The organism is Aequorivita sediminis (genome assembly GCF_032080575.2).
Taxonomy (GTDB): Bacteria; Bacteroidota; Bacteroidia; order Flavobacteriales; family Flavobacteriaceae; genus Aequorivita; species Aequorivita sediminis.
In genome coordinates this window covers 1-24774 of record NZ_JAVLSO020000003.1, presented here as the reverse complement: position 1 = coordinate 24774, position 24774 = coordinate 1, and the positions used below count along the sequence as shown (strand labels likewise).

At 34.4% G+C, this 24774-nt stretch carries 18 protein-coding genes; 14 read left to right on the top strand and 4 right to left on the bottom strand.

The window, feature by feature from the left end:
• Positions 1–95 precede the first annotated feature (95 nt).
• From RT250_RS06215 to lptB, 3 genes are all read left to right on the top strand, one after another.
• Complete coding sequence (locus RT250_RS06215) at positions 96–1811, top strand: phospho-sugar mutase (protein WP_313113103.1); 1716 nt, start codon at positions 96–98, stop codon at positions 1809–1811.
• On the top strand, positions 1811–3637 hold the full coding sequence (locus tag RT250_RS06210) for an ABC transporter ATP-binding protein (RefSeq protein ID WP_313113101.1): 1827 nt from the start codon (positions 1811–1813) through the stop codon (positions 3635–3637). Before RT250_RS06215 ends, RT250_RS06210 begins: the two co-directional genes overlap by 1 nt.
• 66 nt (positions 3638–3703) lie before the next feature.
• A complete protein-coding gene (gene lptB / locus RT250_RS06205) occupies positions 3704–4444 on the top strand; it encodes an LPS export ABC transporter ATP-binding protein (protein ID WP_313113099.1) in 741 nt (246 codons plus the stop codon).
• Between the two features lie 111 nt (positions 4445–4555).
• Here the strand turns inward: lptB and RT250_RS06200 are convergent, their stop codons facing one another.
• A complete protein-coding gene (locus RT250_RS06200; RefSeq protein ID WP_313113097.1) occupies positions 4556–5293 on the bottom strand; it encodes a CDP-alcohol phosphatidyltransferase family protein in 738 nt (245 codons plus the stop codon).
• A gap of 127 nt (positions 5294–5420) precedes the next feature.
• Between RT250_RS06200 and RT250_RS06195 the strand changes: the two genes are divergently transcribed.
• Positions 5421–6488 carry a putative type IX sorting system protein PorV2 gene (locus tag RT250_RS06195; RefSeq protein WP_313113095.1) on the top strand — a complete coding sequence of 356 codons (1068 nt, stop codon included), beginning with the start codon at positions 5421–5423 and terminating at the stop codon, positions 6486–6488.
• Positions 6489–6541: 53 nt separating this feature from the next.
• Positions 6542–7717, top strand: a complete 1176-nt coding sequence (locus tag RT250_RS06190) for a lipoprotein N-acyltransferase Lnb domain-containing protein (RefSeq protein WP_313113094.1) — start codon at positions 6542–6544, stop codon at positions 7715–7717.
• A 24-nt stretch (positions 7718–7741) separates the two neighbouring features.
• Here RT250_RS06190 and RT250_RS06185 read toward each other — a convergent pair whose 3' ends face one another.
• Both RT250_RS06185 and RT250_RS06180 read right to left on the bottom strand, forming a co-directional pair.
• The gene (locus tag RT250_RS06185; RefSeq protein ID WP_313113092.1) at positions 7742–9031 is read right to left on the bottom strand and encodes a glycosyltransferase family 4 protein; all 1290 of its coding nucleotides are present in this window, start codon (positions 9029–9031) and stop codon (positions 7742–7744) included.
• Complete coding sequence (locus RT250_RS06180; RefSeq protein ID WP_313113091.1) at positions 9032–11467, bottom strand: YfhO family protein; 2436 nt, start codon at positions 11465–11467, stop codon at positions 9032–9034.
• A 175-nt stretch (positions 11468–11642) separates the two neighbouring features.
• Here RT250_RS06180 and RT250_RS06175 point away from each other — a divergent pair, with 175 nt between their 5' ends.
• The 3 genes from RT250_RS06175 (at position 11643) to RT250_RS06165 (ending at position 13485) form a co-directional block, all read left to right on the top strand.
• Complete coding sequence (locus RT250_RS06175) at positions 11643–12473, top strand: O-methyltransferase (protein WP_313113090.1); 831 nt, start codon at positions 11643–11645, stop codon at positions 12471–12473.
• A 117-nt stretch (positions 12474–12590) separates the two neighbouring features.
• Entirely contained in the window at positions 12591–13295 is a 705-nt protein-coding gene (locus RT250_RS06170; RefSeq protein ID WP_237606869.1) for an ABC transporter ATP-binding protein, read from the top strand.
• A 19-nt stretch (positions 13296–13314) separates the two neighbouring features.
• Positions 13315–13485, top strand: a complete 171-nt coding sequence (locus RT250_RS06165; protein WP_313113088.1) for a hypothetical protein — start codon at positions 13315–13317, stop codon at positions 13483–13485.
• Between the two features lie 83 nt (positions 13486–13568).
• Here the strand turns inward: RT250_RS06165 and RT250_RS06160 are convergent, their stop codons facing one another.
• Positions 13569–16058 carry a GEVED domain-containing protein gene (locus RT250_RS06160; RefSeq protein ID WP_313113086.1) on the bottom strand — a complete coding sequence of 830 codons (2490 nt, stop codon included), beginning with the start codon at positions 16056–16058 and terminating at the stop codon, positions 13569–13571.
• 373 nt (positions 16059–16431) lie between these two features.
• Here RT250_RS06160 and rplS point away from each other — a divergent pair, with 373 nt between their 5' ends.
• The 6 genes from rplS (at position 16432) to RT250_RS06130 (ending at position 24006) form a co-directional block, all read left to right on the top strand.
• Complete coding sequence (gene rplS, locus RT250_RS06155; protein ID WP_313113084.1) at positions 16432–16782, top strand: 50S ribosomal protein L19; 351 nt, start codon at positions 16432–16434, stop codon at positions 16780–16782.
• A gap of 705 nt (positions 16783–17487) precedes the next feature.
• Positions 17488–19716 (top strand): NADP-dependent isocitrate dehydrogenase, encoded by a 2229-nt coding sequence (locus RT250_RS06150; protein WP_313113083.1) that lies wholly within the window; start codon positions 17488–17490, stop codon positions 19714–19716.
• A gap of 65 nt (positions 19717–19781) precedes the next feature.
• On the top strand, positions 19782–22142 hold the full coding sequence (locus tag RT250_RS06145) for a TonB-dependent receptor (RefSeq protein ID WP_313113082.1): 2361 nt from the start codon (positions 19782–19784) through the stop codon (positions 22140–22142).
• A gap of 4 nt (positions 22143–22146) precedes the next feature.
• On the top strand, positions 22147–22947 hold the full coding sequence (locus tag RT250_RS06140; RefSeq protein ID WP_313113080.1) for a DUF4249 domain-containing protein: 801 nt from the start codon (positions 22147–22149) through the stop codon (positions 22945–22947).
• 26 nt (positions 22948–22973) lie between these two features.
• Complete coding sequence (gene murQ, locus RT250_RS06135) at positions 22974–23789, top strand: N-acetylmuramic acid 6-phosphate etherase (protein ID WP_313113078.1); 816 nt, start codon at positions 22974–22976, stop codon at positions 23787–23789.
• A complete protein-coding gene (locus tag RT250_RS06130) occupies positions 23782–24006 on the top strand; it encodes a DUF6095 family protein (protein WP_313113076.1) in 225 nt (74 codons plus the stop codon). The genes murQ and RT250_RS06130 overlap by 8 nt, the downstream gene beginning before the upstream one ends.
• Positions 24007–24774 lie beyond the last annotated feature (768 nt).

The window sequence follows — 24774 nt, the reverse complement described above, 5'->3', positions numbered from 1 at the left end:
TAACGCTTGGGGACAACCAACTTTAAGTACTTTTTAACTTTAGCAGACTTTAGGCACTATATTTATGCCTATTTTTGCACTTTTAATTTAAGAAAATGATTTACGTAGATCCGAAAATTTTAGACCGCGTTAACCAGTGGCTCACCCCTTTTTTCGATGAGAAAACTCAACACGAAATTAAAGAAATGATCGCAAACGATCCTGAGGGATTGGAAGACAGTTTCTACAAGAACCTTGAGTTCGGAACTGGTGGAATGCGAGGCATTATGGGGCTTGGCGACAATAGAATTAATAAGTATACCTTAGGGAAAAACACTCAAGGTCTTTCTAATTACCTGAAAGAAAAATTCCCAAACCAAGATATAAAAGTAGCGATTGCATACGATTGCAGGCACAATAGTAAAACATTTGCAAAAGTTGTTGCTGATGTTTTTTCTGCAAATGGAATAAAAGTTTTCCTTTTTTCAGACTTACGCCCTACTCCAGAGCTTTCATTCGCAGTAAAACATCTAGGGTGTCAAGCTGGAATTGTACTTACAGCTTCACACAACCCACCAGAATACAACGGATATAAAGTATATTGGGAAGATGGCGGTCAATTAGTGCCACCACAAGACGGAGAAATTATTGCTGAAATTAATTCTCTTAAATACGAAGACATAAAATTTGAAGCAAGTGAACGTTTAATTCAGAATATAGATTCAGAAGTTGATGAAGCTTTCGCCAAGGCATCTGTTGAAAACGGAACTTTCAATACTTCAGATGAAGCTCGTAAAAACCTAAAAATCGTTTTCACTTCGCTTCACGGGACTTCAATCACTATGATTCCAAAAGTTTTGAAACAAGCTGGCTATAGCAATGTTTTAATCGTTGAAGAACAAGCAGAGCCAAATGGAGATTTCCCTACAGTAAAGTCTCCAAACCCAGAAGAACCTGCAGCTTTAAAAATGGCATTAGAGCTCGCTGAAAAAGAAAATGCAGATATTGTTATCGGCACAGACCCAGACTGTGATCGATTGGGAATTGCAGTTAGAAATAACAACAACGAAATGGTTCTATTAAATGGAAACCAAACAATGGTTTTAATGACGCATTTCCTTATTGAACAGTGGCAACATGCAGGAAAGCTCAATGGAAATCAGTTTGTAGCATCTACGATAGTTTCCACTCCAATGGTTGAAAAAATTGCTAATCACTACAACGTGAAATACCTTGAAGGTCTAACAGGCTTTAAATGGATAGCAAAAATGATTAAAGACAATCCTGAGTTAGAATTTATTGGCGGTGGCGAAGAAAGTTTCGGGTATTTAGTTGGCGATTTTGTTCGCGATAAAGATGCAGTTACCGCCACCCTACTGGCTTGTGAAATTGCCGCTCAGAAAAAACACGTTGGCAACAGTATGTTTCAATACCTTAATGACGTTTACAACCGATTTGGAAATTACCGCGAACACTTAATTTCCCTTACTAAAAAAGGAAAACAAGGTGCTGAAGACATTTCGAATATGATGAAAGAACTTCGTGCTAACCCGTTTAAGGAAATTGCTGGAAGTAAGGTTGTGAGAATGGATGATGTTTCTAAAAATGAAACTACAGACTTCGTTAAAAATGAAACTTCAACATTAAATCTTCCAAAGTCTAATGTATTAATTTTCTATACTGAAGACGGAAGTAAAATTGCAGCAAGACCAAGTGGTACGGAGCCAAAAATAAAGTTTTACATTAGCGTAAACACTGCAGAGAAAGCTAATTTTGAAAGTATTCTTCAAAAGAAAATAGAGGCTATTGCAGCACAACTAAACATTAGTTAATGAATTATTTCAAAAAAATACTGCGTTACGCCTATCCGTACAAGAAATATGCATTTCTCAACATATTTTTCAACATATTATACGCGTTGTTTAGCACACTTTCTTTTGTAGCATTAATCCCAGTTTTAGAAATCATTTTTAGCAATCAACGTACACTTGGCCCAAAGCCAGTTTACGAGGGCATTACCGATGTAAAAGATTATTCGCAAGAATATCTTAATTACTTTATTATAGAAAGTATAAACAATCTAGGAGAATTTAAGGTGCTAATGTATATGGTAGGAATTATTATTTCCCTATTCCTATTGAAGAACTTAAGTAACTACTTAGCGTTGTTTTACGCTACATTTCTTAGGAATGGAGTCTTAAAAGATCTAAGAAATGCGCTATACAGTAAAGTTGTAAGCTTTCCTTTAGCGTTTTATTCTGAAAAGAGAAAGGGTGATACGATTTCTAGATTAAGTGGGGATGTAGATGAAGTTAAAAACTCTGTTCTTTCAGTATTAGAAATGATCGTGAGAGAACCACTAACCATTATTGCATCGCTGTTATTTATGCTATTTATTAGCGCCAAACTTACCCTTTTCGTTTTCTTGTTTTTACCTATTTCAGGATTTTTCATTTCAAAAGTTGGAAAAACTTTAAAGAAAAAATCTTTAAAAGTTCAACAAGAACAAGGTGTTTTCCTTTCTATTTTGGAGGAAACTATGGGAGGACTTCGCATTATAAAGGCTTTTCATGCCGAAGAACTTTTTCAAAAGAAATTTGAAGATAGCAACGAAAGGTTCTACAAACATTCTAATCAAGTAATGAACAGGCAAAACCTGGCTTCACCTTTAAGTGAACTTCTAGGGATTATAACAATCGGAATCTTGTTAGTTTACGGAGGGTATTTAGTGTTTATCGATGAAACATTAGAAGCTAGTTTCTTTATTGGGTATATTATGCTTGCTTATAATATTCTTACTCCGGCAAAGGCAATCGCTAAAGCTAGTTACTCTTTAAAACGTGCCAATGGTTCTGCGGAACGTATATTAGAATTGTTAGAAGCCGAGAATACAATTACCGATATTGAAAACCCTGTTCAGAAAGAAGATTTTAACAGTACAATTTCTATTAAGAATATTTCGTTTAAATATGAAGATCAATACGTGCTTAAAAACTTTTCGTTAGAAATTCCTAAAGGAAAAACTGTTGCACTTGTTGGGCAATCTGGTAGCGGAAAAAGTACAATTGCCAATTTGTTAACACGTTTTTACGATGTAAACAAAGGGAGTATTGAGATTGATGGTGTTGATATTAAAAATATTTCGAAAAAATCTCTACGCGGTTTGATGGGAATTGTATCACAAGACTCTATTCTCTTTAACGATTCTGTTGCCAACAACTTAAAGCTTGGGAAACCTTTAGCTACCGATGCAGAATTAATGGAAGCTGCTGAAATTAGTAATTCGTATGAATTCATTAAAAATCTACCCGAAGGTTTTAATACAAATATTGGTGATAGTGGGAACAAGTTAAGTGGAGGCCAAAAGCAACGATTAAGTATTGCTAGAGCTGTACTTAAAAATCCGCCAATTATGATTTTGGATGAAGCTACTTCTGCCCTAGACACAGAAAGTGAGCGTTTGGTTCAAGATGCATTAGAGAAAATGATGCAAAACAGAACCTCCATTGTTATTGCGCATAGACTTTCTACCATTCAAAATGCAGATAATATAGTAGTACTTTCAAAAGGTGAGATTGTAGAACAAGGTAAACACCAAGAACTTTTAGAGAAAAAAGGAGTTTATTACAATTTAGTTGAGATGCAATCGCTAGCGTAATTTAAATAATTAATATCTTCGTAACTCAAAACTTCGGGAGTGGTCGAACCTTCAGAAATAGAATAAATGAAACTAAAAGCCGAAAATTTAGTAAAATCTTATAAAGGCCGAAAGGTTGTTAAAGGCATCACAGTTGAAGTAAACCAAGGAGAAATTGTTGGTTTGCTGGGGCCGAATGGTGCTGGTAAAACCACGTCGTTTTATATGATTGTAGGGTTAATTAAACCCAATGGCGGAAAAATTTTTTTAGAAGGAACAGAAATCACCAAATATCCAATGTACAAACGTGCTCAAAATGGTATTGGTTACTTAGCGCAGGAGGCTTCAGTTTTTAGAAAGCTAAGCGTTGAAGACAATATTTTAAGCGTTTTACAACTCACTAAACTTTCCAAAAAAGAACAACGTGCTAAAATGGAATCCTTGATCGAGGAATTCGGTTTGGGACATATACGTAAAAACCGTGGTGATCTTTTAAGTGGTGGAGAAAGACGTAGAACTGAGATTGCAAGAGCATTAGCAACGGACCCTCACTTTATTCTTCTCGACGAACCTTTTGCAGGAGTTGACCCTGTAGCTGTAGAAGACATACAGCGTATCGTAGCTAAGCTTAAAAACAAAAACATTGGAATCCTTATTACCGACCACAACGTTCAAGAGACGCTCGCGATTACAGACAGAACTTACCTTATGTTTGAAGGAAGTATTTTAAAACATGGAGTTCCAGAAGAATTAGCTGCTGATGAAATGGTACGCAAAGTATATCTAGGTCAAAACTTTGAGCTTAGAAAGAAGAAGTTGGAATTCTAATTTTTCAATTTAGTATATTTTATGTTTTGCTAACAGTGGCTCGTAAAAGAAGCGGTAAGTAAAACACAGTAAACTTCCTTAGAGAATTATAAATCTTTTCACCCTAGAAACTTAGCTTTTCCATAACATTGAAAGTACTATGTAAATCAAGATTATAAAAGGTATTGCTAAAAACTTCAGAAAAACTAAAAGCACAACACACAATAGTAAAAACACATAACGAACTGCATTGCTTTTAAAGTCCCAAGTTTTAAACTTTAAAGCGAAAAGTGGTATTTCGGCATTTAGCAGTATACAACTTAATAATGTCATTCCAATTAAGAACCATTTATTAAGAATTATCGTTTCAGCTAAATCTGAAAATTGAAATTGTAAAATTAGTGGAAGGCTTAAAATCAATAATGTATTAGCTGGCGTTGGCAATCCAATAAATCCAGAGGTTTGTCGGGTATCAACATTAAATTTAGCCAAGCGGTAAGCAGAAGCAATTACAATCATTAATCCTAAAAGAGGTAAGTAATTATTGAAACTAACGTTCCATCCATTTAATGAAAAAATCTCTGTTAGCGTTTGCATGTGTCCAAAAATAGAAAGATTCAACAACTGAAACATAACTACACCTGGAACTACTCCACTTGTAATAACATCGGCCAGAGAATCTAATTGAAGTCCAATTTCACTTTGTGCCTTTAGCAAACGCGCTGCAAGTCCGTCAAAAAAATCAAAAAATATTCCTAAGAATGCAAAAACTGAAGCTATTATTAAATCGCCTGAAACAGCGAAAAGCACTGCTACACATCCACACATAATGTTTAATGATGTGATGATATTTGGTATTTGTTTTATCATAATTTATTGGTAGGAAGTGTAAAAATAACAAAGTATTTTCGTCCTATGCTAATTTAAGGCAATATGTCTATAAATTTTAAGTTTAATATTTTATAAAATAGTGTCATATTTGCCCAAATTTCCAGGCTTGAAAGATAGATTATTCCTACTTATCGTACTTATTTCGGTTTTTGCCCAAGCACAAACCGCACGTAAATATTCCAACGAATTTATGAACATTGGTGTAGATGCTGCTGCATTTGGTATGGCCAACGCTGTGGTAGCTTCATCTAGCGACGTGAATTCTGGATATTGGAACCCCGCTGGATTAGTAAACCTCGAAGACAAACAACTATCATTGATGCACGCATCGTACTTTGCAAACATCGCTAACTACGATTATGCAGCCTTTGCAATGCCATTAGACGACAGAAGCGCTGTAGCACTTTCTGCTATTCGTTTTGGAGTTGACGACATCTTAAACACCACTCAGCTTATAGACGATGAAGGTAATATAAGATATGATCGAATTAGTAAATTCTCTACTGCAGATTATGGGTTTACGTTTTCATACGCTCGAAGACTCCCTTTAGACGGTCTTAACTATGGTGTAAACGCAAAAGTAATTAGACGAGTTATTGGTGATTTCGCATCATCATGGGGGTTTGGATTGGATGCAGCTGTGCAGTTTAGAACCGAAAATTGGATGTTTGGAATAATGGCTCGAGATATTACTACAACGTTTAACGCTTGGAGTATAGACGAAGAAAAGTTTGCTGAAATACAAGGAGCCGTAGAAGGTCAAAATCAAGAATTACCAGAAACCACTGAAATTACTATTCCAAAACTTCAATTAGGGATAGCTCGAAAATTTGTTTATCGCCACGACTTTTCTCTTTTAGCTGAAGTTGATTTAAATTTCAGATTTGCTGAAACAAACGATATTATCTCTACTTCATTTGCAAGCATTACCCCCTCTTTAGGACTTGAATTCGCGTATATTGACATAGTTTATGTTCGAGGTGGAGTTGGTAATTTTCAAAATATAAAACAACTTGATAATTCTGACGCTGTAGGATTTCAACCTAATATTGGCGTCGGCTTTAGATATAAAGGTATACAAGTAGATTACGCATTAACTGATATTGGTGACCAAAGTGCAGCACTGTATTCAAATGTGTTCTCGCTGAAATTAGATTGGGAAATTTTTAGATAATAAAAATGAGCTTCTAATAAGATATTTAAAAAACTAATAATCGTTAATAGGTGGTGAAAAATTACATAGTATTACTTCTTTTATTTTTTTCTGTTTCAGCAAATGCACAGTTTGCGCAATTATCTGAAGCTTCGGAAATAAGTATTATCACAATTGGTCCCGGAGCTGAACTTTACGACAAGTTCGGACATAGCGCTTTTAGGATTCAAGATAGTATTAACGGAATGGATGTAGTTTTTAACTACGGCGAATACGATTTTAATACGCCGAATTTCTACCTCAAGTTCGCTCAAGGTAAATTACTTTATCAACTTGGAGTAGATTATTACAAAAACTTTTATCCTCGTTATGTAGCGCAGAATCGCTGGATGAAAGAGCAAGTTCTAAACCTTACGCATTCTGAAAAACAAGAACTCTCAGACTTTCTATGGAATAATGCGCGTCCTGAAAATAAAAAATACAAATACGACTTCTTTTATGACAACTGCGCCACTAAAATGCGCGATGTTGTTTGGACCGTACTCGGAAAACAATTAGAGTTTAATGACGATCACATCACCGAAAAACTAACTTTTAGACAACTCATTCAGCTAAACCTTGAAGCAAATTCTTGGGGAAGTTTAGGAATAGACACAGCTCTTGGGGCTATAATAGACACAAAAGCAAAGCCGATTGAATATCAGTTCCTACCAGAATATGTATTTCAAGGAGCTGCTAATGCATTTATAAATAGAAATGGAGAAAAAGTTTCATTGGTTAAGGAAACCAACACTTTATACCAAAACACTCCTACTCCATCACAGACTAATTTCTTTTTAAGTCCACTATTTATTTTCGGGCTTATTGGGGCGCTAATCGTATTTATAACTTACAGAGACTTTAAAAATAATAAAAGAAGCCGCTTCTTAGATTTATTTATTTTTCTATCTACAGGTGTTATAGGTATTTTTCTTTCTCTCCTTTGGTTCGCTACCGATCATAGTGCAACTGCCAACAACTACAATTTGTTGTGGGCTTTTCCTATTTCAATTTTTGTAATTATAGCAGTGGTAAAAAAGGATATTTCATCCAACATGAAGCGTTATTTCATACTTTTATTAGTGCTTTTAAGCCTACTAACCCTTCATTGGATTACAGGTGTACAAGTTTTTGCAATTGGCCTTTTGCCATTGTTGATTGCTTTGGCAATTCGCTATATATTTTTAGTGTACTACGTAGGAAAGAAATAGAAAGTTGAACTAATAAGAAATAAATTATAAGCTAACATCTTTTATCAAAGCCGACATCTTTTTTGTAAGTTGCTTGCGACTAAACTTATCAACTCCCTCGGAAGCAACTTTTAAATTACCAGCCTTATATTGGTCATAAAGTCGGAGGATTTCATTTTTTAATTCCTCGTCTTCAGAGTAATCAAAGAATCTTCCAGATTTTGTTTCATCAACAATCGCTTCTATATCACTTTTATTTGGCCCTAAAGCAATAATTGGACGCTTTGCAGCTAAGTATTCGAAAAGTTTTCCAGGAATTATAGCTCGAGTTTCAGCGCTATTAATTTCAACTAATAATAGCACTTGACTTTCATTTTGCAGTTTTAAAGCTTCAGAATGTGATACATACCCTAAAAAGTTACTATTTTCATCTAGATTAAACTCAGACAAACTTTCTTTTACCTCGTCACTAACTGCACCAGCAAATTTCAGTTCTAAATCTTTTTTAAACGAAATGTTTTTCTTACATATTTCAGCAAGTATATACCATAGATTTTTTGGATTTCGCTCACTCAATAAAGAACCAATATGAGAAATAGAAAACTTTAAATCTCGGTTGTAGTTCACCTCTTTCGTTATATTGTCGTAACCATTTGTAATTACTTTAATTGGTTTGTTTGTAATTTCCTCAAATTCTTTTTTGGTGGTGGGGCTTGTTACGGTTACAACATCTGCAGTATTTAGCACAGCAGCTTCTAATGCTTTGTGCTTTTCTTCTGAAGTTTTATTTAAACGAAGTGATTTGTGATAATGTATCGTTGTCCAAGGATCACGAAAATCTGCAATCCATTTTACATTTAGTTCATTCTTAAGCTGCATCCCAATTAAGTGCAGACTATGTGGTGGCCCTGTGGTAATAACAACATCTATAGTATTGTTCTCGATGTATTCTGATAAATATTTTACAGAAGGCTTTACCCATCCTACTCTAGCATCGGGAATAAAAAAATTACCGCGCACATATAGCATTAACTTTTCAATTGCAGAAGAATTCTTTTTAGAAATAATTCCACTGCTCATTTGCTTGGTTTTCCTTTTTGAAAAAAATTTAGCAAATCGATATGGTTCCTTAATAGGATGCTTTATAATCTCTACGCCTGAAGGTATCTCAGCAGAGAAATTTTCATCGACTAATGGATAATTCGGATTTTCTGGAATATAAACAATTGGCGATACGCCAAATTCTTTGAAGTACTTAACGAATTTTAACCAACGTTGAACACCTGGACCGCCTGCTGGAGGCCAATAATATGTGACTATAAGAGCACGTTTCATTTACCCCTTAATTTCCTTTTTCCGAAATGTAAAATACAACCCGCTTAACAAAATTAACAGAAGAATGATACTACTTATCGTGGATATAGTACTACCTGTCTGAATTACCTTAGGCTCAAATTTGAATTCAATCTTATTATTACCTTCAGGTACAATCATTGCTCTTAATACATAATTTGCTCTAAAATATTCTGCAGGTTTCCCGTTTATATAAACATTCCACCCTTTAGGGTAATAAACTTCAGAAAATATCCCTAGTTGGTCCGTTTTGGTGGAAGCTTCATACACTAGATGATTTGGTTTATAGCTTACAAGTTCAATAGAAGCTGTACTATCTCTAGCTACATTTTCAGCAGGTATTTTGGAAAGGAATTCCTTGTTAACCACAGCAGTCTTTTTAGTGTCTAAACTATCTAAAAGTCGAATTTCCTGATCTGCATCTTCTGCGGGTTGTACATTATCTACAAACCAGGCATTTCCATTTGCATAAGGATTTCGTTGTGCAACTGGTCCTCCATTTTTATTCTGTGCAATTATGTAACGAACATTCATCATATTCAGGATTCCAATATTTCCTTGGCTGATATAAAACTCAAACAAATCCTGAATTCTTCCAGGCTTTGCAGCGTGGTACCCTCCTAATGCATTGTGATAAAAGCTTGCACGTGCACTGTTGAATGCATTTGTAGTAGCATCATAAACCCTGAAATGACCATCGTCTTCTAAGATTTGAATATCGGCTCCGTTTTTCTGAAATGGTTCTTCAACCAATCTAGCTTGAACAAAATCATCTTCGTTTACATATCGTCTATCAACGCCAACTAAATCAACTAACACCAAAACGCAAAGTCCCGCAATTGCAATTCCTTTTTTCAAAGTTCCTTTCATAAAAAACCAAAGAACTGCAGCTGTTAAAATCACAAAAATTAGTGAACGAATTGCATCTGAAGTAAATAGCGACATTCTATCTTCACGAATGGCTTCTAAAAATGGTAATCCCATTTCTTCTCTAAAATAACTATCGTAAGGGCTGGCAAAATCAAAAAGCGTCGATTTAAAAAGAATAAATATCAAAGTAAGGCCTCCTACAATTCCTGTAGAATACAACAATGCTTTTTTCTTTTCCGCCTCCCTTTCAAAATTATTGAAGAATTGGTGAAGCCCAACTACAGCAAGAATAGGAGTTATAAGTTCTAGAATTACTTGAATAGAAGAAACGGCTCTAAACTTATTGTAAAGCGGCACGTAATCTATAAAGAACTCGGTGAGCCCACTAAAATTCTTACCCCATGAAAGTAGTAAGATTAAAATAAAAGCAGAAACAGACCACCATTTTAATCTACCTCTAACTAAAAACAGCGCCAATACCGCAAGAAATATCATAATTGCACCAATATACGCAGGTGCACCAACAAACGATTGATCTCCCCAGTACATAGGTATCTGACTTAACACTTGATTTGCTTCTTGAGGTGAAGCGCCCATGCGCAGTAAGACTTCAACAGTTTTTGAATCTTCAGGGAAATCTTCAGTAGAACTTCCTCCCATAAAGCGAGGGATGAATAAGTTGAAACTTTCAAGCTTTCCGTAGCTGTATTCCGTTATATAGTCATAATCTAAACCAGTTTTGTTGTCTTTTGGGGTGCCGTTAGCATTAATAGTTAATTCCGATTTTCCACGAGTTGAAGTGTCGGCATACTCTTTTGTTGCTAGAATATTAGTTGCATTTAAACCAATGGCTATTATAACCGAAATACACATTAAGCCAACAGCTTTGAAAAAATGAGGTAATTCTTTCTTTTTATAGGCATCAATTAAATATACGATACCTATAATTACTACTAGGAGCATTAAATAATAGGTCATTTGGAAGTGATTTGCAGTCAACTCTAACCCCATGGCAACTGTTAAAAGCAAAAACCCCCAAAGATATTTTCTTTGAAAAGTGAGAAATATTCCGCTTAACACCAATGGCATATAAGCAATCGCATGTGCTTTAGCATTATGCCCAACCCCCAATATTATTATTAAATATGTTGAAAAACCAAAGGCTAAAGCTCCTAGGAAAGCAAGTTTGTAATCTACTTTCAACACTAGGAAAAGAATATACATTCCTATAAAATACAGGAATAGATAATCTGCTGGTCTCGGTAAAAACCGAATAGCCAGATCTAACTCCTTTATGTAATTATTCGGGTATTTTGCACCAAGCTGATAGGTAGGCATCCCACCAAAAGCAGCGTCTGTCCAAAAAGTTTCTTCCCCTGTATTTTTTCGAAAATCATTTTGCTGTTTTGCCATCCCAGTATATTGAACAATATCACTTTGGAATATTTTTTTACCTTGTAAAACCGGATTAAAATAGGCCAAGGAAGCAACTATGAATAACACGAAAACAACTAAATGTGGAAGTAACTTTTTGTAGTTAAACTGCATAATAAGGCATGTATAATTTGAATCGGGGAAATTAGCAAAAAAATATCATTAATCTATGGCATTAAACGACAGTATGGAGCAAAAACAACAGCCTTTTTTAATCTTGCAATAAATCTTCTTTAAGAAAATTTGGTGTAATGCTGCGGTTAGAATTACTTTGTAGCCTAGATTAAATTTGAAAAAATCTACCAATTCGCTTAAACAGAAACTTAATTCGGATTATTTTGTTACAATGATTCACCAATCAAAAAGCTATCTTGAGTTTTTAAGACGTTCTAAAAACAAACACGGGGTTCACTCCCCCTTTGTGTTCAACCTTATTACGAAATGTTTTAATGATAAAACTAAACATCCTGAATACAAGGTTTTAAGACAGTATAAAAAAACTTTAAAACAAGATAAGTCTCAAATCAATATGACAGATTTTGGGCAAGGCTCAAGAATTTTTAAAGGAACAAGCAGGAAAACTTCAAGAGTAGCAAAGCAGGCTGGAATGAAATTAAAACGCCAAAAGCTTTTATTTCGCCTAGCTTCATATTTAGAAACTAAAAATAATTTAGAACTAGGAACCTCATTAGGAATTAGCACAGCAGCCTTAGCTTTAGGCACCAAAAAAGGAAAAGTTTTAACTGTTGAAGGTTGTCCAAACACTGCTAAAAAAGCTCAAGATTTATTTAAAGAATTTAATCTGGATAATATTCATCTAGAGCAAAACACTTTTATTGATTTTTTATCAATTCCTTCTCCAGATAAATACGACTTAATTTTTATTGATGGTGATCATAATGGAGATCGCACTTTAAAGTATTTTGAAAAGCTATTAGCCTTTACACATAATGACACTGTAATTATTTTTGATGATATTTATTGGAGTAAAGGGATGACCGAAGCTTGGAAAGAAATTATAAAGAATGAAAAGGTTACCGTAAGTATCGACACCTTTCAATGGGGATTGGTTTTTTTCAGAAAAGAACAGCTTAAACAACATTTTATAATTAGAGTGTAAATTAGACTTATTAATACTCGCTCAAAACATTTTAAAAACAGAAGTTGTAACAGATATCTTAACTTTGCGTCCTATAGTCGGGATAAACATAGCTCCTAAATCTAGAACTAATAAAATATGAGTTTAGTAATTAAAATTCGAAATATAACTAGAGATTTTCCTTTAGGATCAGAAACCGTAAAAGTTTTAAAAGGAATAGATTTAGACATAGAACGTGGGGAATATGTAGCTTTAATGGGACCATCTGGTTCTGGAAAATCTACGTTAATGAATTTACTTGGATGTTTAGACACTCCTACATCTGGAAGCTATGAACTTAACGGAAAAGACGTTAGCAGTATGAGTGATGATGAACTTGCCGAAATTCGAAATAAGGAAATTGGTTTTGTATTTCAAACTTTTAACTTACTACCTAGAACAACCGCCCTTGAAAATGTAGCCTTGCCAATGATATATGCAGGAGCATCAAAAGCAGCGCGTACCGAAAGAGCTAAAGAAGTGCTCACCAATGTAGGCTTAGCAGACAGAATGGACCACAAACCTAATCAGCTTTCTGGTGGACAACGACAAAGAGTTGCTGTTGGAAGAGCCTTAGTAAATAGACCTTCTATTATTCTTGCTGATGAACCAACGGGAAATTTAGATTCAAAAACATCTGTCGAAATAATGAATCTTTTTAATGAAATTCACAAAGCGGGAAACACTGTTATTCTAGTTACACACGAAGAAGATATCGCCGATAATGCACATAGAATTATTAGGCTTCGTGACGGAAAAGTGGAAAGCGACACTAGAAAAGAAGTTATAACTGAGCAGCTATAATTTATTAAATATTACAAATATGATTGATCTTTCAAATCCTATCGTATTAATTGTTGGCGGTGTTCTCTTACTTGCACTGCTGTATTTTTGGAATAAAAGCAACGCTTCCAAACTGCGTAATCGCAGAAATAAATCCTTCAGGAGTAGTTATTACGAACGCAAAAAGGAACGAGAAAAAGAAAAGGAATAAGTAATAAGTAATTCAAGAATATAAAAATCCCCTTTAAAACTGAGTTTTAAAGGGGATTTTACTTTTAAGTTATTAAGCTGAAATTAAAACTTTACAATCTTAAAACTCTTTTCATTGCCATTCACCACAGCCTTTAGAATGTAGCTTCCTGCTGAAAGCGAGCTAACATCTATTTGTGCTTGTTGCGATTTAGGACTCACTTTAATCAATTGCTGACCAAGTAAATTGTACAAAATCACTTCAGAAATAGTTTGATCAGATTTTAAGTTTAATTGATTTTGAACAGGGTTCGGATAAATATTAAAGTTGCTAAAGCTATAATCGCTAACAGACATTGGTTCTACCACACTAACAAAATAGTCTTCCGCTTCCCCGTAAGTATATTTTTCACAAGGATCAATTTCAGAATTTGATTCAAAACTATGTAATCTAATTCTTAGTCTATAATCTCCTAAATCCTGACCTGAAGGAACAGTAAATTCGTAGCTTGCTAGTCCATTACTTGGGAAGCCATTACCTAGTGTATTAGCAATTTCTTCATCATTATCAAAAACTCCGTCTTGTCCAAAATCTACCCAAGCACGTACATCTTCATTTATTGGATCTGGAGATCCAGTTTGAATTTCTATAGTATAGGTCTTTCCTTGTTCTAAATTGGCAGGAGTTACACTTGTGTAATCACCATATCCATCTACAGAGCAACCTGTTTGATTTTCAAATACTATCTCTCCATTTGCATTTTTAAAACGAACTGAATTTATAACACCATCAAAATCACAACCTAAAACATATTCTGGCACGCAATAGCAATCTGTTGGAGCATTTATATCAATACTTACCACGTTGCTAGTGTCTGATTCACCTGAAAAACTGCACTCTATATAGAATCTGAAATCTGTAGCCTCAGTAATTCCTTCTGAAATAATATAAACCAAAGTGTTTGAATCAGGAAGTGGTGTCCAATCATTTTGTCCTTGAGGACTGCTTTCCCAATGAAAGGCTACTCCTGAGGCTTGTGTTACTCCACTAACGCTAAGTACTATTTCTGAGTTGGGACATGTAGAATCTGGTCCTTCCGCTGTACCCGCGTCAGGCTGGCCTGAACAATCTACGCTTCCAATAATATCTACAGAATAATCGCGAACCATTCCCCAAGGGGCATCTGGAACACAAGGATCCACCGGCATTTGCCAGTATTGTAAAAACACACGCATACGGAAATGTCCTTCTGGAGCATCTTCAGGAATATTTAAGGTAAGACTTTTCTGCGTACCACTTACTGATCCAACAGAACCAACTATTTCATCGGTTTCAAAAGAACCGTTATTATTAAAGTCAATCCAAACGGCTACAAAATCATCGGTAGATCCTGAAGAAATTTGTGCTACATATTCAAAACCAGTCGCCAATTCAACCGATTGATTTGTTCTGTCATCATAAGAGGCTGTTGGACATGTAGTATCTAAGTCGCTAATAATCGTTCCGTTTTCACCTTCTAATATAAAATCCTTGATATAGTCACCAAATTGATTACAACCATTTGTAAAAACGGGAATACAATGACATTCGTTTGCAGGTTTTACTGTAATTGTTAATGGGTCGGAATACACAGGGGAACTACTTCCGCATTGTACTACAAATCGATAATCGGTATCTGTAGAAATGCTTTGATATAAACTGAAATTTGTTGCTCCTGCTAGGTCTTCCCAGCTACCACCAGATTCACGAATTTGCCATTTGTAAGTTAACCCTGACTGGCCTTGTGTAGCTCCTGTTACTTCCAATAAAAACTCTGTGTCAGAACAGATTTCATTTGGACCTTGAACAGTACCTGCAGAAGGTGTTCCACTACAAGCAACTATATCCTCACAATTACCAAACATAGAAAGTACACCATCGCCAAATTCTCCTGGGCCAGGTACAAAAGTCTGAGTATTAGGGTTGAAAACATAAGCTGGGTAAGTAGTATTAGCATTGGTAGTTGTAATTTCCATAAACCCATTTGTATTACCTATTGAAATTTTAATTGCAACCCAATATATAGTAGTGAAAGAGTTTCCTTGAAATTCGAATGGAGAATCAAAATCTACGGTTACAGTAAGGTGATCATGATTGTTTACAATGCCGTGGTTCTCAATGCTTGAAGGCGTTATTCCATGTTCTGAACCAATAAGAGTCCCTGGACCACTCCCTGTATCGTTATAGTAATAAACGTCTACAGATTGAACCGGAATTCCAGGTTCAACCATACTATTAAAGCTTAAGCTTTCCATAGAGAAGCTTTTGTTGGCAGGAACCATAAGGTCGTTGGCCATTTGTACTTCTCCTAAATTGGAGTATCCATCTTCAATTACTGGGGGCGCAGAAGTAATTTGATTACAAGCTGCTGTAAACGGAGCCGGATTTAAATCTGGTAACAGCGCTATAGAATTGTTAAAAATTGATCGCTCTCCAAAGGTTGCTGCTGGAGCTTTGTCTTTCCAAGTACCAACATTATGTGGGGATTGTTGAGCACTTCCTTGCCAAAATATAGCAAGAAAAGTTACTAGAGTTAGAAGGGAATTTTTAATCATAAAATTTAAGTTTGATTTATTGTTATAAATTTTTTGTTAAAACTGATATACGTTGTAATTATAAACAACGAATCGGGTAGAGAATTATCACAACTAATCTTCTTTTAACAATAAGAGTCTTATTATACCATTATAAAACTTGTGAAAATATAAGTTGTATTTTTGAGCTCTATACAAGGCATATCATATTTGAAGTGATAATGTTGATGGAGTTTTTACAGCATAACTCTCTTAAAATTAATGTAGATGTTTTGTTTTAAACTCAAAAAAACTTGTCACATATTATAAATTGTTTACTTTTGCACCCACTTAATTCAACCTCTGGCGAAAACCGCGAATGTTGCTTTAAATTAAACCCTATCAATTTAACAAAATGGAAGAGTTAATTAAATTTGTTGAAGACGAATTTGTTACAAAAAACGAATTTCCTGAATTCGGAGCTGGAGACACAATTACTGTGTACTACGAAATCCGTGAAGGTGAAAAAACAAGAACTCAGTTTTTTAGAGGTGTTGTAATCCAAGTAAAAGGAACTGGAACTACAAAAACTTTTACAATCCGTAAAATGAGTGGAACTATTGGTGTAGAGCGTATTTTCCCAATCAATATGCCAGCACTTCAAAAAATCGAGGTTAATAAAAGAGGTAGCGTGCGTAGAGCTCGTATTTTCTACTTTAGAGGCCTTACTGGAAGAAAAGCCCGTATCAAAGAAAAGCGTTCATAAGTTATTCTTTGTTGAAAACTCTCAAAAGCCCTGTTTTTACAGGGCTTTTTTTTATGAACAATTGTTAATAACTGTTGTTCGTAAACAGTGGATTATTAATGAGTTATAAATTATTACAATACCGATAAAGAGTCTTATATTAGCAATATCAAATAAAGTTTAATAACTTTTAGTTGATATAAAGTAACGTTCTTTTACACTATTCTTTCTAATTTATTTCAAAACCATCAACCTTAATGGTTGTTAGTTTTTAAATTTTAAAAGAGTAACTGAAAACACTTTATTAGCTTTTTTTAATTGTTTGACGTATTCACGATCTTTAGATTATTAATACTTAGGTTAAAAAAAGTCTTGGGTAAGTTTTACAATTTAAATTAACCTTCGGGGAAATTAAAATAGCAAAACGAAACCCGTGTAAGTAAACTACAACTGCAAGAATATAATAACCTTGCTTATAATATACCATTGAGTATATTGGTTGGTAAAAGTTTACATACAAGGAGCCATATCATAAGTATTTATACTTTGATATGGCTTTTCTTGTTTATAGAAACCCTCTTCTGTAGACAATATTAAAGTTGGATTTTAAAATCTTTTCAATTCCTTAACTTTTAAACTACTATACTCTCTTTTAAAACCCCCGCCAAATAGCTATATTTGCATTCCGAAAATTTTAGATATTTATTTCTTATAAAAAACATTTCAATGACAAATTCTTCAAAAATAATATACACAAAGACCGATGAGGCACCGGCTTTGGCAACACATTCGTTTTTACCAATAGTTGAAGCATTCACTTCACCAGCAAATATAGAAATAGAAAGTCGCGACATTTCACTCGCTGCTCGAATTCTAGCTGTATTTCCAGAAGCTCTAACTGAAGAGCAACGTGTAAGTGATGATCTTGCTTATTTAGGAAAACTTGCCAAATCTCCGGAGGCTAACATTATTAAACTTCCAAATATAAGTGCTTCTATTCCACAATTAACAGAAGCGATTGAAGAATTACAGAAAAAAGGATTTAACATTCCGAATTATCCTGAAGACCCAAAAAATTCAGAAGAAAAAGAAATAAAAGCAAAATACGACAAAGTAAAGGGAAGTGCTGTAAACCCAGTTCTTCGTGAGGGTAATAGCGACAGGCGTGCTCCTAAAGCCGTAAAAAACTATGCTAAAAAACACCCGCACAGCATGGGCACTTGGAGCAGTGACAGTAAAAGTCACGTTGCAACAATGCAAGAAGGTGACTTTTTTCACAATGAAAAATCGCTAACCTTAGCTTCAGACGATACTTTAAGCATTGTACTGGTTGAAAACGACGGTAATAAAACTGTTTTAAAAGAAAACTTAAAAGTTTTAAAGGACGAAATCATCGATGCAACGGTGATGAGTAAAAAAGCTTTAATCTCATTCTTAGAAGCTCAAGTTGAAGATGCAAAAGAGAAAAATGTTCTGTTTTCTGTGCATTTAAAAGCTACCATGATGAAAGTAAGCGACCCTATTATTTTTGGGTATGCTGTAAAAGTTTACTTTAAAGACCTTTTCGAAAAGTACGGTCAAACTTTTAAAGAATTAGGAATCGATGCAAACAATGGTCTTGGAGATCTAGAAAATAAACTTTCAGAATTAGCTGCAGATAAGAAAAACGAGATTCTTAACGATATTAAAAATATAATCGACAAGAATCCTGATTTAGCAATGGTTAACAGTGACAAGGGAATTACAAACCTTCACGTTCCTAGCGACGTTATTATAGACGCCTCTATGCCAGCTATGATTCGTAACTCTGGCAAAATGTGGGGTCCTGATGGAAAAAGCCACGATACTAAAGCAGTAATTCCAGATAGTAGTTACGCAGATGTTTATCAAGCTACTATAGATTTCTGTAAAAAACATGGTGCTTTCGATCCTACTACAATGGGAACTGTACCAAACGTTGGATTAATGGCTCAAAAAGCTGAAGAGTACGGAAGTCACGACAAAACTTTTGAAATTCCAGCAAATGGAAAAGTTCAAGTTATTAATAACTCCGGTGAGGTTATTATCGAACACACTGTTGAAGAAGGTGATATTTGGAGAATGTGTCAAGTAAAAGATTTACCGATTCAAGATTGGATTAAATTAGCAGTTTCTCGTGCTAGTGCAACAGGAAGTCCAGCTGTTTTCTGGCTTGATGAAAATCGTGCACACGATGCTGAATTGATTAAGAAAATAAATACTTACCTACCAAATCACAATACAGAAGGTTTAGAAATAAAAATTCTTTCTCCAGAAAAAGCAACTGAATATACCTTAGAGCGCGTGAAAGCTGGCGAAGATACCATTTCAGTTACTGGAAACGTATTACGTGATTATTTAACAGACCTTTTCCCTATTTTAGAATTAGGAACTAGTGCTAAAATGCTTTCTATCGTTCCTTTAATGAACGGAGGAGGATTATTTGAAACTGGAGCTGGAGGTTCTGCACCTAAACACGTTGACCAATTTTTAGAAGAAAACCATTTACGTTGGGATTCTCTAGGAGAATTTTTAGCTTTAGCTGTTTCATTAGAACATCTTGGAACTAAAAATAACAATCAAAAAGCAATAGTTTTAGCTGAAGCTTTGGATGTGGCAACTGAAAAATATTTAGACAATAGTAAATCTCCTTCACGTAAAGTTAAAGAAATTGACAATCGCGGAAGTCACTTCTATTTAGCGATGTACTGGGCAGAAGCACTTTCTAAGCAAGATAATGATCAAGAATTAAAAGAAATTTTCACTTCTATTGCTCAACAATTACGCGATAACGAGAACAAAATCAATGAAGAATTGACTATGGTTCAAGGACATTTAGTTGATATAGGTGGTTATTATGAACCAACTGAAAAATTAGTATTTGAAGCTATGCGACCAAGTAAAACTTTTAATAATATACTTTCAGAAATAAATTAAGATTATAAATCGTTATAAAACCTTCAGCATTGCTGGAGGTTTTTTTATACCTAATAATATTTCAATTGAAAAAATTTCTCGTATTTATATTGTTCTTTACAAGTGTTGTAATCTTCGCTCAAGAAAAATTCACACTCAGTGGAACTGTTTCAGAAGCTAGTTCTGGAGAAACACTTTTTGGAGTAAATGTTATTATTCCCGAATTACAAACTGGAACGGTAACTAATCAATATGGGTTTTATTCAGTTACACTTCCTAAAGGGAATTATAATATTACCTATAGCAATATAGGGTTTGCGTCCCAAACTGTAGAAGTACCTCTTTCAGAAAACTTAAAGTTAGATTTAGAGCTTACTACAGATACTGAAAACTTAGATGAAGTAGTTATTAAAGCAAATGCGGAAAATTTAAGTGTTCGCAGTACTCAAATGAGCGCAAACACGCTTTCATCGGGAACAATTAAAAAAATACCAGTGGTTTTGGGTGAAGTTGACGTTATAAAAGCCATTACATTACTTCCTGGAGTTACTAGTGCGGGTGAAGGAGCTAGCGGTTTTAATGTTAGAGGTGGGGCATCTGATCAAAATTTAATATTATTGGACGAAGCTACCATATATAATTCCTCACATTTATTTGGTTTCTTTTCTGTTTTCAATCCAGATGCTATTAAAGACCTTACCTTGTATAAGGGCGGAATTCCTGCTCGTTATGGAGGAAGAGCATCTTCAGTTTTAGATATTTATCAAAAGGATGGTAATAAACGAGAATATCACGCAAGTGGAGGAATTGGTTTAGTTGCGAGTAGATTATTATTAGAAGGCCCATTAAAAAAAGATAAAGCTTCCTTTTTGATTGGAGGCCGAAGCAGCTATGCACACTTATTTCTTCCGTTATTCGATAACGATAACATTGCTTACTTCTACGATTTAAATACAAAACTAAGCTATAATATCAACGACAATAATCGGCTTTTCCTATCCGGATATTTTGGAAGAGATGTTTTTGAAATTTCAGATAGCTTTACAAATAACTTTGGAAACACAACTTTAAATCTTCGTTGGAATCACCTTTACTCCGATAGGTTGTTTTCAAATTTATCTTTAATCTACTCAGATTATTATTATGGCCTAGCACTGAAATTTGTTGAATTCGATTTTGATAGTGGTATTCGTAATTTTAACTTGAAATACGATTTCACGCATTATATATCAAACAACATCGATTTGCGCTACGGATTAAATAGCATTTACTACAAGTTTAATCCAGGAGATGTAAATCCAACCACTGAAGATTCAGGAATTAATCCTTTTAAGCTAACCGATAAATACGCATGGGAGAACGCGGCTTACGTGGATGCTAAAATAGATTTTTCCGATAAAATTTCTGTACAGGCTGGACTTCGACTATCTACATTTAAACGTTTAGGACAAGATGAATTATTTCTTTATGAAAACAACAATCCTTTAAATTACGATTCTAATCTTAAGATATACCGAAAAGCAAGCCCCATAGATACCGTTTCCTATGACCGAAGTGAAACAATAAAAGCGTTTATAAACTTAGAACCTCGTTTTTCTATTTCCTATTTGTTAAATGAAAATTCATCATTAAAGGCTAGTTACAATAGAATGTCGCAATATATTCACTTAATAAGTAACACCACCTCTCCTACTCCTTTTGATATTTATGCACCAAGTGGAAAATATATAGATCCACAATTGGCAGATCAAGTGGCTTTAGGATATTTCAGAAAATTTAAAAATTATTCATTAGAAGTTGAAACATTTTATAAGGAAGTTAAAAATAGACTAGATTATATTGATGATGCCGATTTAATTGCAAACAATGCCATTGAGCAAATTTTATTAAACGGAGAGGCAAGAGCGTATGGATTAGAGATATTATTCAAAAAAACTACTGGTAGACTTCAAGGTTGGTTAGCTTATACATTGTCTAAAAGTGAGCAAAGAACACCTGGGCGTACGGAATTGGAAAGCGGTATTAATAATGGTAAATGGTATAATAGTCCGTGGGATAAATCGCATGACATATCAGTTACAGGACAATATGAACATTCAAAAAAATGGTCTTTTGGTGCCAATTTTATATTCCAAACAGGAATACCAACCACTTATCCAGAAGGCCAATATGAATATAACGGAATGGTTGTTCCAGTTTATGAAGCCCGTAATAGTAGCCGTCTATCTTCGTATCATCGATTAGATCTATCAGCCACTTGGACTCCAAAACCTGAAAGTACAAAACGCTGGAAAGGCGAATGGGTCTTTAGCGTCTATAACGCTTACAACCGTAAAAATGCAGCGTCTATTAGATTTAGCGAAAATACAGATATCGGCAAAAATGAAGCGGTTAGACTATCTATATTTGGTATAATTCCGTCAGTTACTTATAATTTCAAATTTTAATACTATGAAGAAAATATATTTATTAGTTTTTTTCTTCGGAATTCTTACTTCTTGTCAAGATGTTATAGAAGTTGAACTTAATGACGCTCCTCCTCGATTAGTTATTGAAGCCAATATAAATATTTTAGAAGATGGCTCTTTATTAAGTAGTTTGGTGAAACTTACAACTACAGCTCCATTTTTTGATAATGTTGTCCCAATAGTTGAAGATGCAATTGTACTAATTACGGATGAAAATGGCGTTGAATATCCATTTGCATACCGCGGGGAAGGACTTTATGAGGGAACGTTTTTACCACAAGAAAACGTAGACTATTCCCTTAAAATAATTTACAACGATGAAGTTTATACAGCTACAACTCAACTTCAAACAACAGCTACCTTAGAGTATGTTAATCAGCGTGACGACGGAGGTTTTAGTGGAGAAGATATCGAATTAAAAGTCTTTTTTAATGATCCTATAAACGAAGAGAATTTTTATTATTTTACGGGAATTAATGAAAAAGGGACTGTACGTAGCGTTTATAACGATGAGTTTTCTAACGGAAACTTAAATTTTGGTTATTTTGTAGTAGAAGATCTGGCTCCTGGAGATAGTGTTATTTTTAATCTTTACGGTGTTGATGAAGACTTTTATAATTATATGTTTGTTCTATTACAACAAACCGGTGGAGGAAGCGGTCCATTTGAAACACAACCAGCGACGGTAAGAGGAAATATAATTAATGATACGAATGCTGAAAATTATCCGCTAGGATATTTTAAAATATCTGAAGTATCAATACTTAATTATATAGTTCAATAAAATTAATATTAGCCTTAACTTTATAGATGAATTTTTTAAAAACTACTGAGTCAGATTCAAAATACAATCATTTAGAAAAAATGAGTGTACAAGAACTGCTTCAAAACATTAATAATGAAGACAAAACAGTAGCTTTTTCTGTTGAGAAAGCGCTACCTGAAATAGAAGCTTTAACCAAAAAGATAGTTGAAAAATTAATTGCGGGGGGTCGATTATTCTATATTGGAGCAGGAACAAGTGGTAGATTAGGGGTTGTAGATGCTAGTGAGTGTCCTCCTACCTTTGGAGTATCTCCCGATTTGGTTATAGGATTAATCGCGGGTGGGGATTCAGCCATACGTAACGCGGTTGAATTTGCTGAGGATTCTGGAAAACAAGGATGGGAAGATCTTAAAAAAGAAAACATTACTAAAAAGGATATTGTAATTGGTATCGCCGCTTCTGGCACAACACCTTATGTTATTGGTGCATTAGAAAAATGTAATAAAAATAATATTGCAACAGGTTGTATCACTTGTAATGAAGGAAGTCCTTTAGCCTTAACTGCACAACTTCCAGTGGTTGTTACTGTAGGTCCAGAATTTGTTACAGGAAGTTCCCGTATGAAGGCTGGTACAGCCCAAAAACTTGTCTTAAATATGATATCAACTGCTACAATGATTCAGCTAGGAAGAGTTAAAGGCAATAAAATGGTAGATATGCAATTGAGCAATAATAAGCTTGTAGATCGAGCTATTATGATGATCACTGCTGAACTAAATATCTCAACCAAAGAAGCTGAAAATCTTCTAGCGAAATATAAGAATGTTAGGAACGTTTTAAATAATTATCACAATGAGTAAAGGACACACTGACTTTAGTTTATTGAAAAAAGGATTAAAATATATGGCAATTGCCTTGCCATTGCTTTTTTTAGGTCCTTATTTACTCACTTTAGCATTTTTAAATAAAGACACCAATATTATATATATGATTCTTCCAGTCGCTCTTATTACTTGTGTAGGAGCCATATTCTTATGTTTTAAAGGTATAAATACTATCATGAAATCTATATTTTAAAAATGTATTCATTTATGACAGTAGTTATTCTAGTTGTTAAAACTGCATATTTTATATAAGAAGAAAAAAATAACATATTTAAATGAGGCCATTATATCTGTATAGTGGCCTCTTTATTTTTAAACTATTGGTATGAAGGTTATAAAAAATGGCTAAACTATTTTGACAACACTGCAATCACCACCCACACTCAGCTTAGAGCAAAAGAAGTTTTAATCACCTCCAGTAATAATTACGCTTACCAAAAAAAGGAAGCGGCTTGAGCATTAAAAACCGTTCTTGCAGGGTTACTTGGGTAACATTGCAATCACCACCTACACTCAGTTTAGGGCAACAATAGTTTTAATCATTTCCAATACATTAAGGCCTAAAAAAAGGAAAGCGGCTTGAGGAGTTAAAAACGGTTCTTGCAGGGTTACTTGGGTAACGCTGCAATCACCATCCACGCTGTGGAAGTTTAGATGTTCTATTTGTAACCTTAGAAAACAACTTTCAAACGAGCAATCTCCTAAAAGATTGAATCGGTAATTTGTTATTTCAGTTTAGTACAAAATAAGTTTTAATCACCTCCAATACTTTAAAGCTTACAAAAAAGAAAGGCGGCTTAAGGAGTAAAAACGGTTCTTGCAGGGTTACTTTAGGTAACACTGCAATCACCACCCACGCTATGGGCGTGTAGGTTGCTTAAATTATAAATTTAGAAAATCAACTTTCGAACAAAACGAAGAAGAGCAATCTCCTAAAAGATTGAATCGGTAATTTGTTATT

What these genes read in the sequence shown, in the direction of transcription:
- lptB (WP_313113099.1), top strand. Translation starts at nt 3,704, where the DNA reads ATGAAACTAAAAGCCGAAAATTTAGTAAAATCTTATAAAGGCCGAAAG.
- RT250_RS06185 (WP_313113092.1), bottom strand. Translation starts at nt 9,031, where the DNA reads ATGAAACGTGCTCTTATAGTCACATATTATTGGCCTCCAGCAGGCGGT.
- RT250_RS06170 (WP_237606869.1), top strand. Translation starts at nt 12,591, where the DNA reads ATGAGTTTAGTAATTAAAATTCGAAATATAACTAGAGATTTTCCTTTA.
- RT250_RS06210 (WP_313113101.1), top strand. Translation starts at nt 1,811, where the DNA reads ATGAATTATTTCAAAAAAATACTGCGTTACGCCTATCCGTACAAGAAA.
- RT250_RS06200 (WP_313113097.1), bottom strand. Translation starts at nt 5,293, where the DNA reads ATGATAAAACAAATACCAAATATCATCACATCATTAAACATTATGTGT.
- rplS (WP_313113084.1), top strand. Translation starts at nt 16,432, where the DNA reads ATGGAAGAGTTAATTAAATTTGTTGAAGACGAATTTGTTACAAAAAAC.
- RT250_RS06180 (WP_313113091.1), bottom strand. Translation starts at nt 11,467, where the DNA reads ATGCAGTTTAACTACAAAAAGTTACTTCCACATTTAGTTGTTTTCGTG.
- murQ (WP_313113078.1), top strand. Translation starts at nt 22,974, where the DNA reads ATGAATTTTTTAAAAACTACTGAGTCAGATTCAAAATACAATCATTTA.
- RT250_RS06150 (WP_313113083.1), top strand. Translation starts at nt 17,488, where the DNA reads ATGACAAATTCTTCAAAAATAATATACACAAAGACCGATGAGGCACCG.
- RT250_RS06160 (WP_313113086.1), bottom strand. Translation starts at nt 16,058, where the DNA reads ATGATTAAAAATTCCCTTCTAACTCTAGTAACTTTTCTTGCTATATTT.
- RT250_RS06215 (WP_313113103.1), top strand. Translation starts at nt 96, where the DNA reads ATGATTTACGTAGATCCGAAAATTTTAGACCGCGTTAACCAGTGGCTC.
- RT250_RS06165 (WP_313113088.1), top strand. Translation starts at nt 13,315, where the DNA reads ATGATTGATCTTTCAAATCCTATCGTATTAATTGTTGGCGGTGTTCTC.
- RT250_RS06140 (WP_313113080.1), top strand. Translation starts at nt 22,147, where the DNA reads ATGAAGAAAATATATTTATTAGTTTTTTTCTTCGGAATTCTTACTTCT.
- RT250_RS06130 (WP_313113076.1), top strand. Translation starts at nt 23,782, where the DNA reads ATGAGTAAAGGACACACTGACTTTAGTTTATTGAAAAAAGGATTAAAA.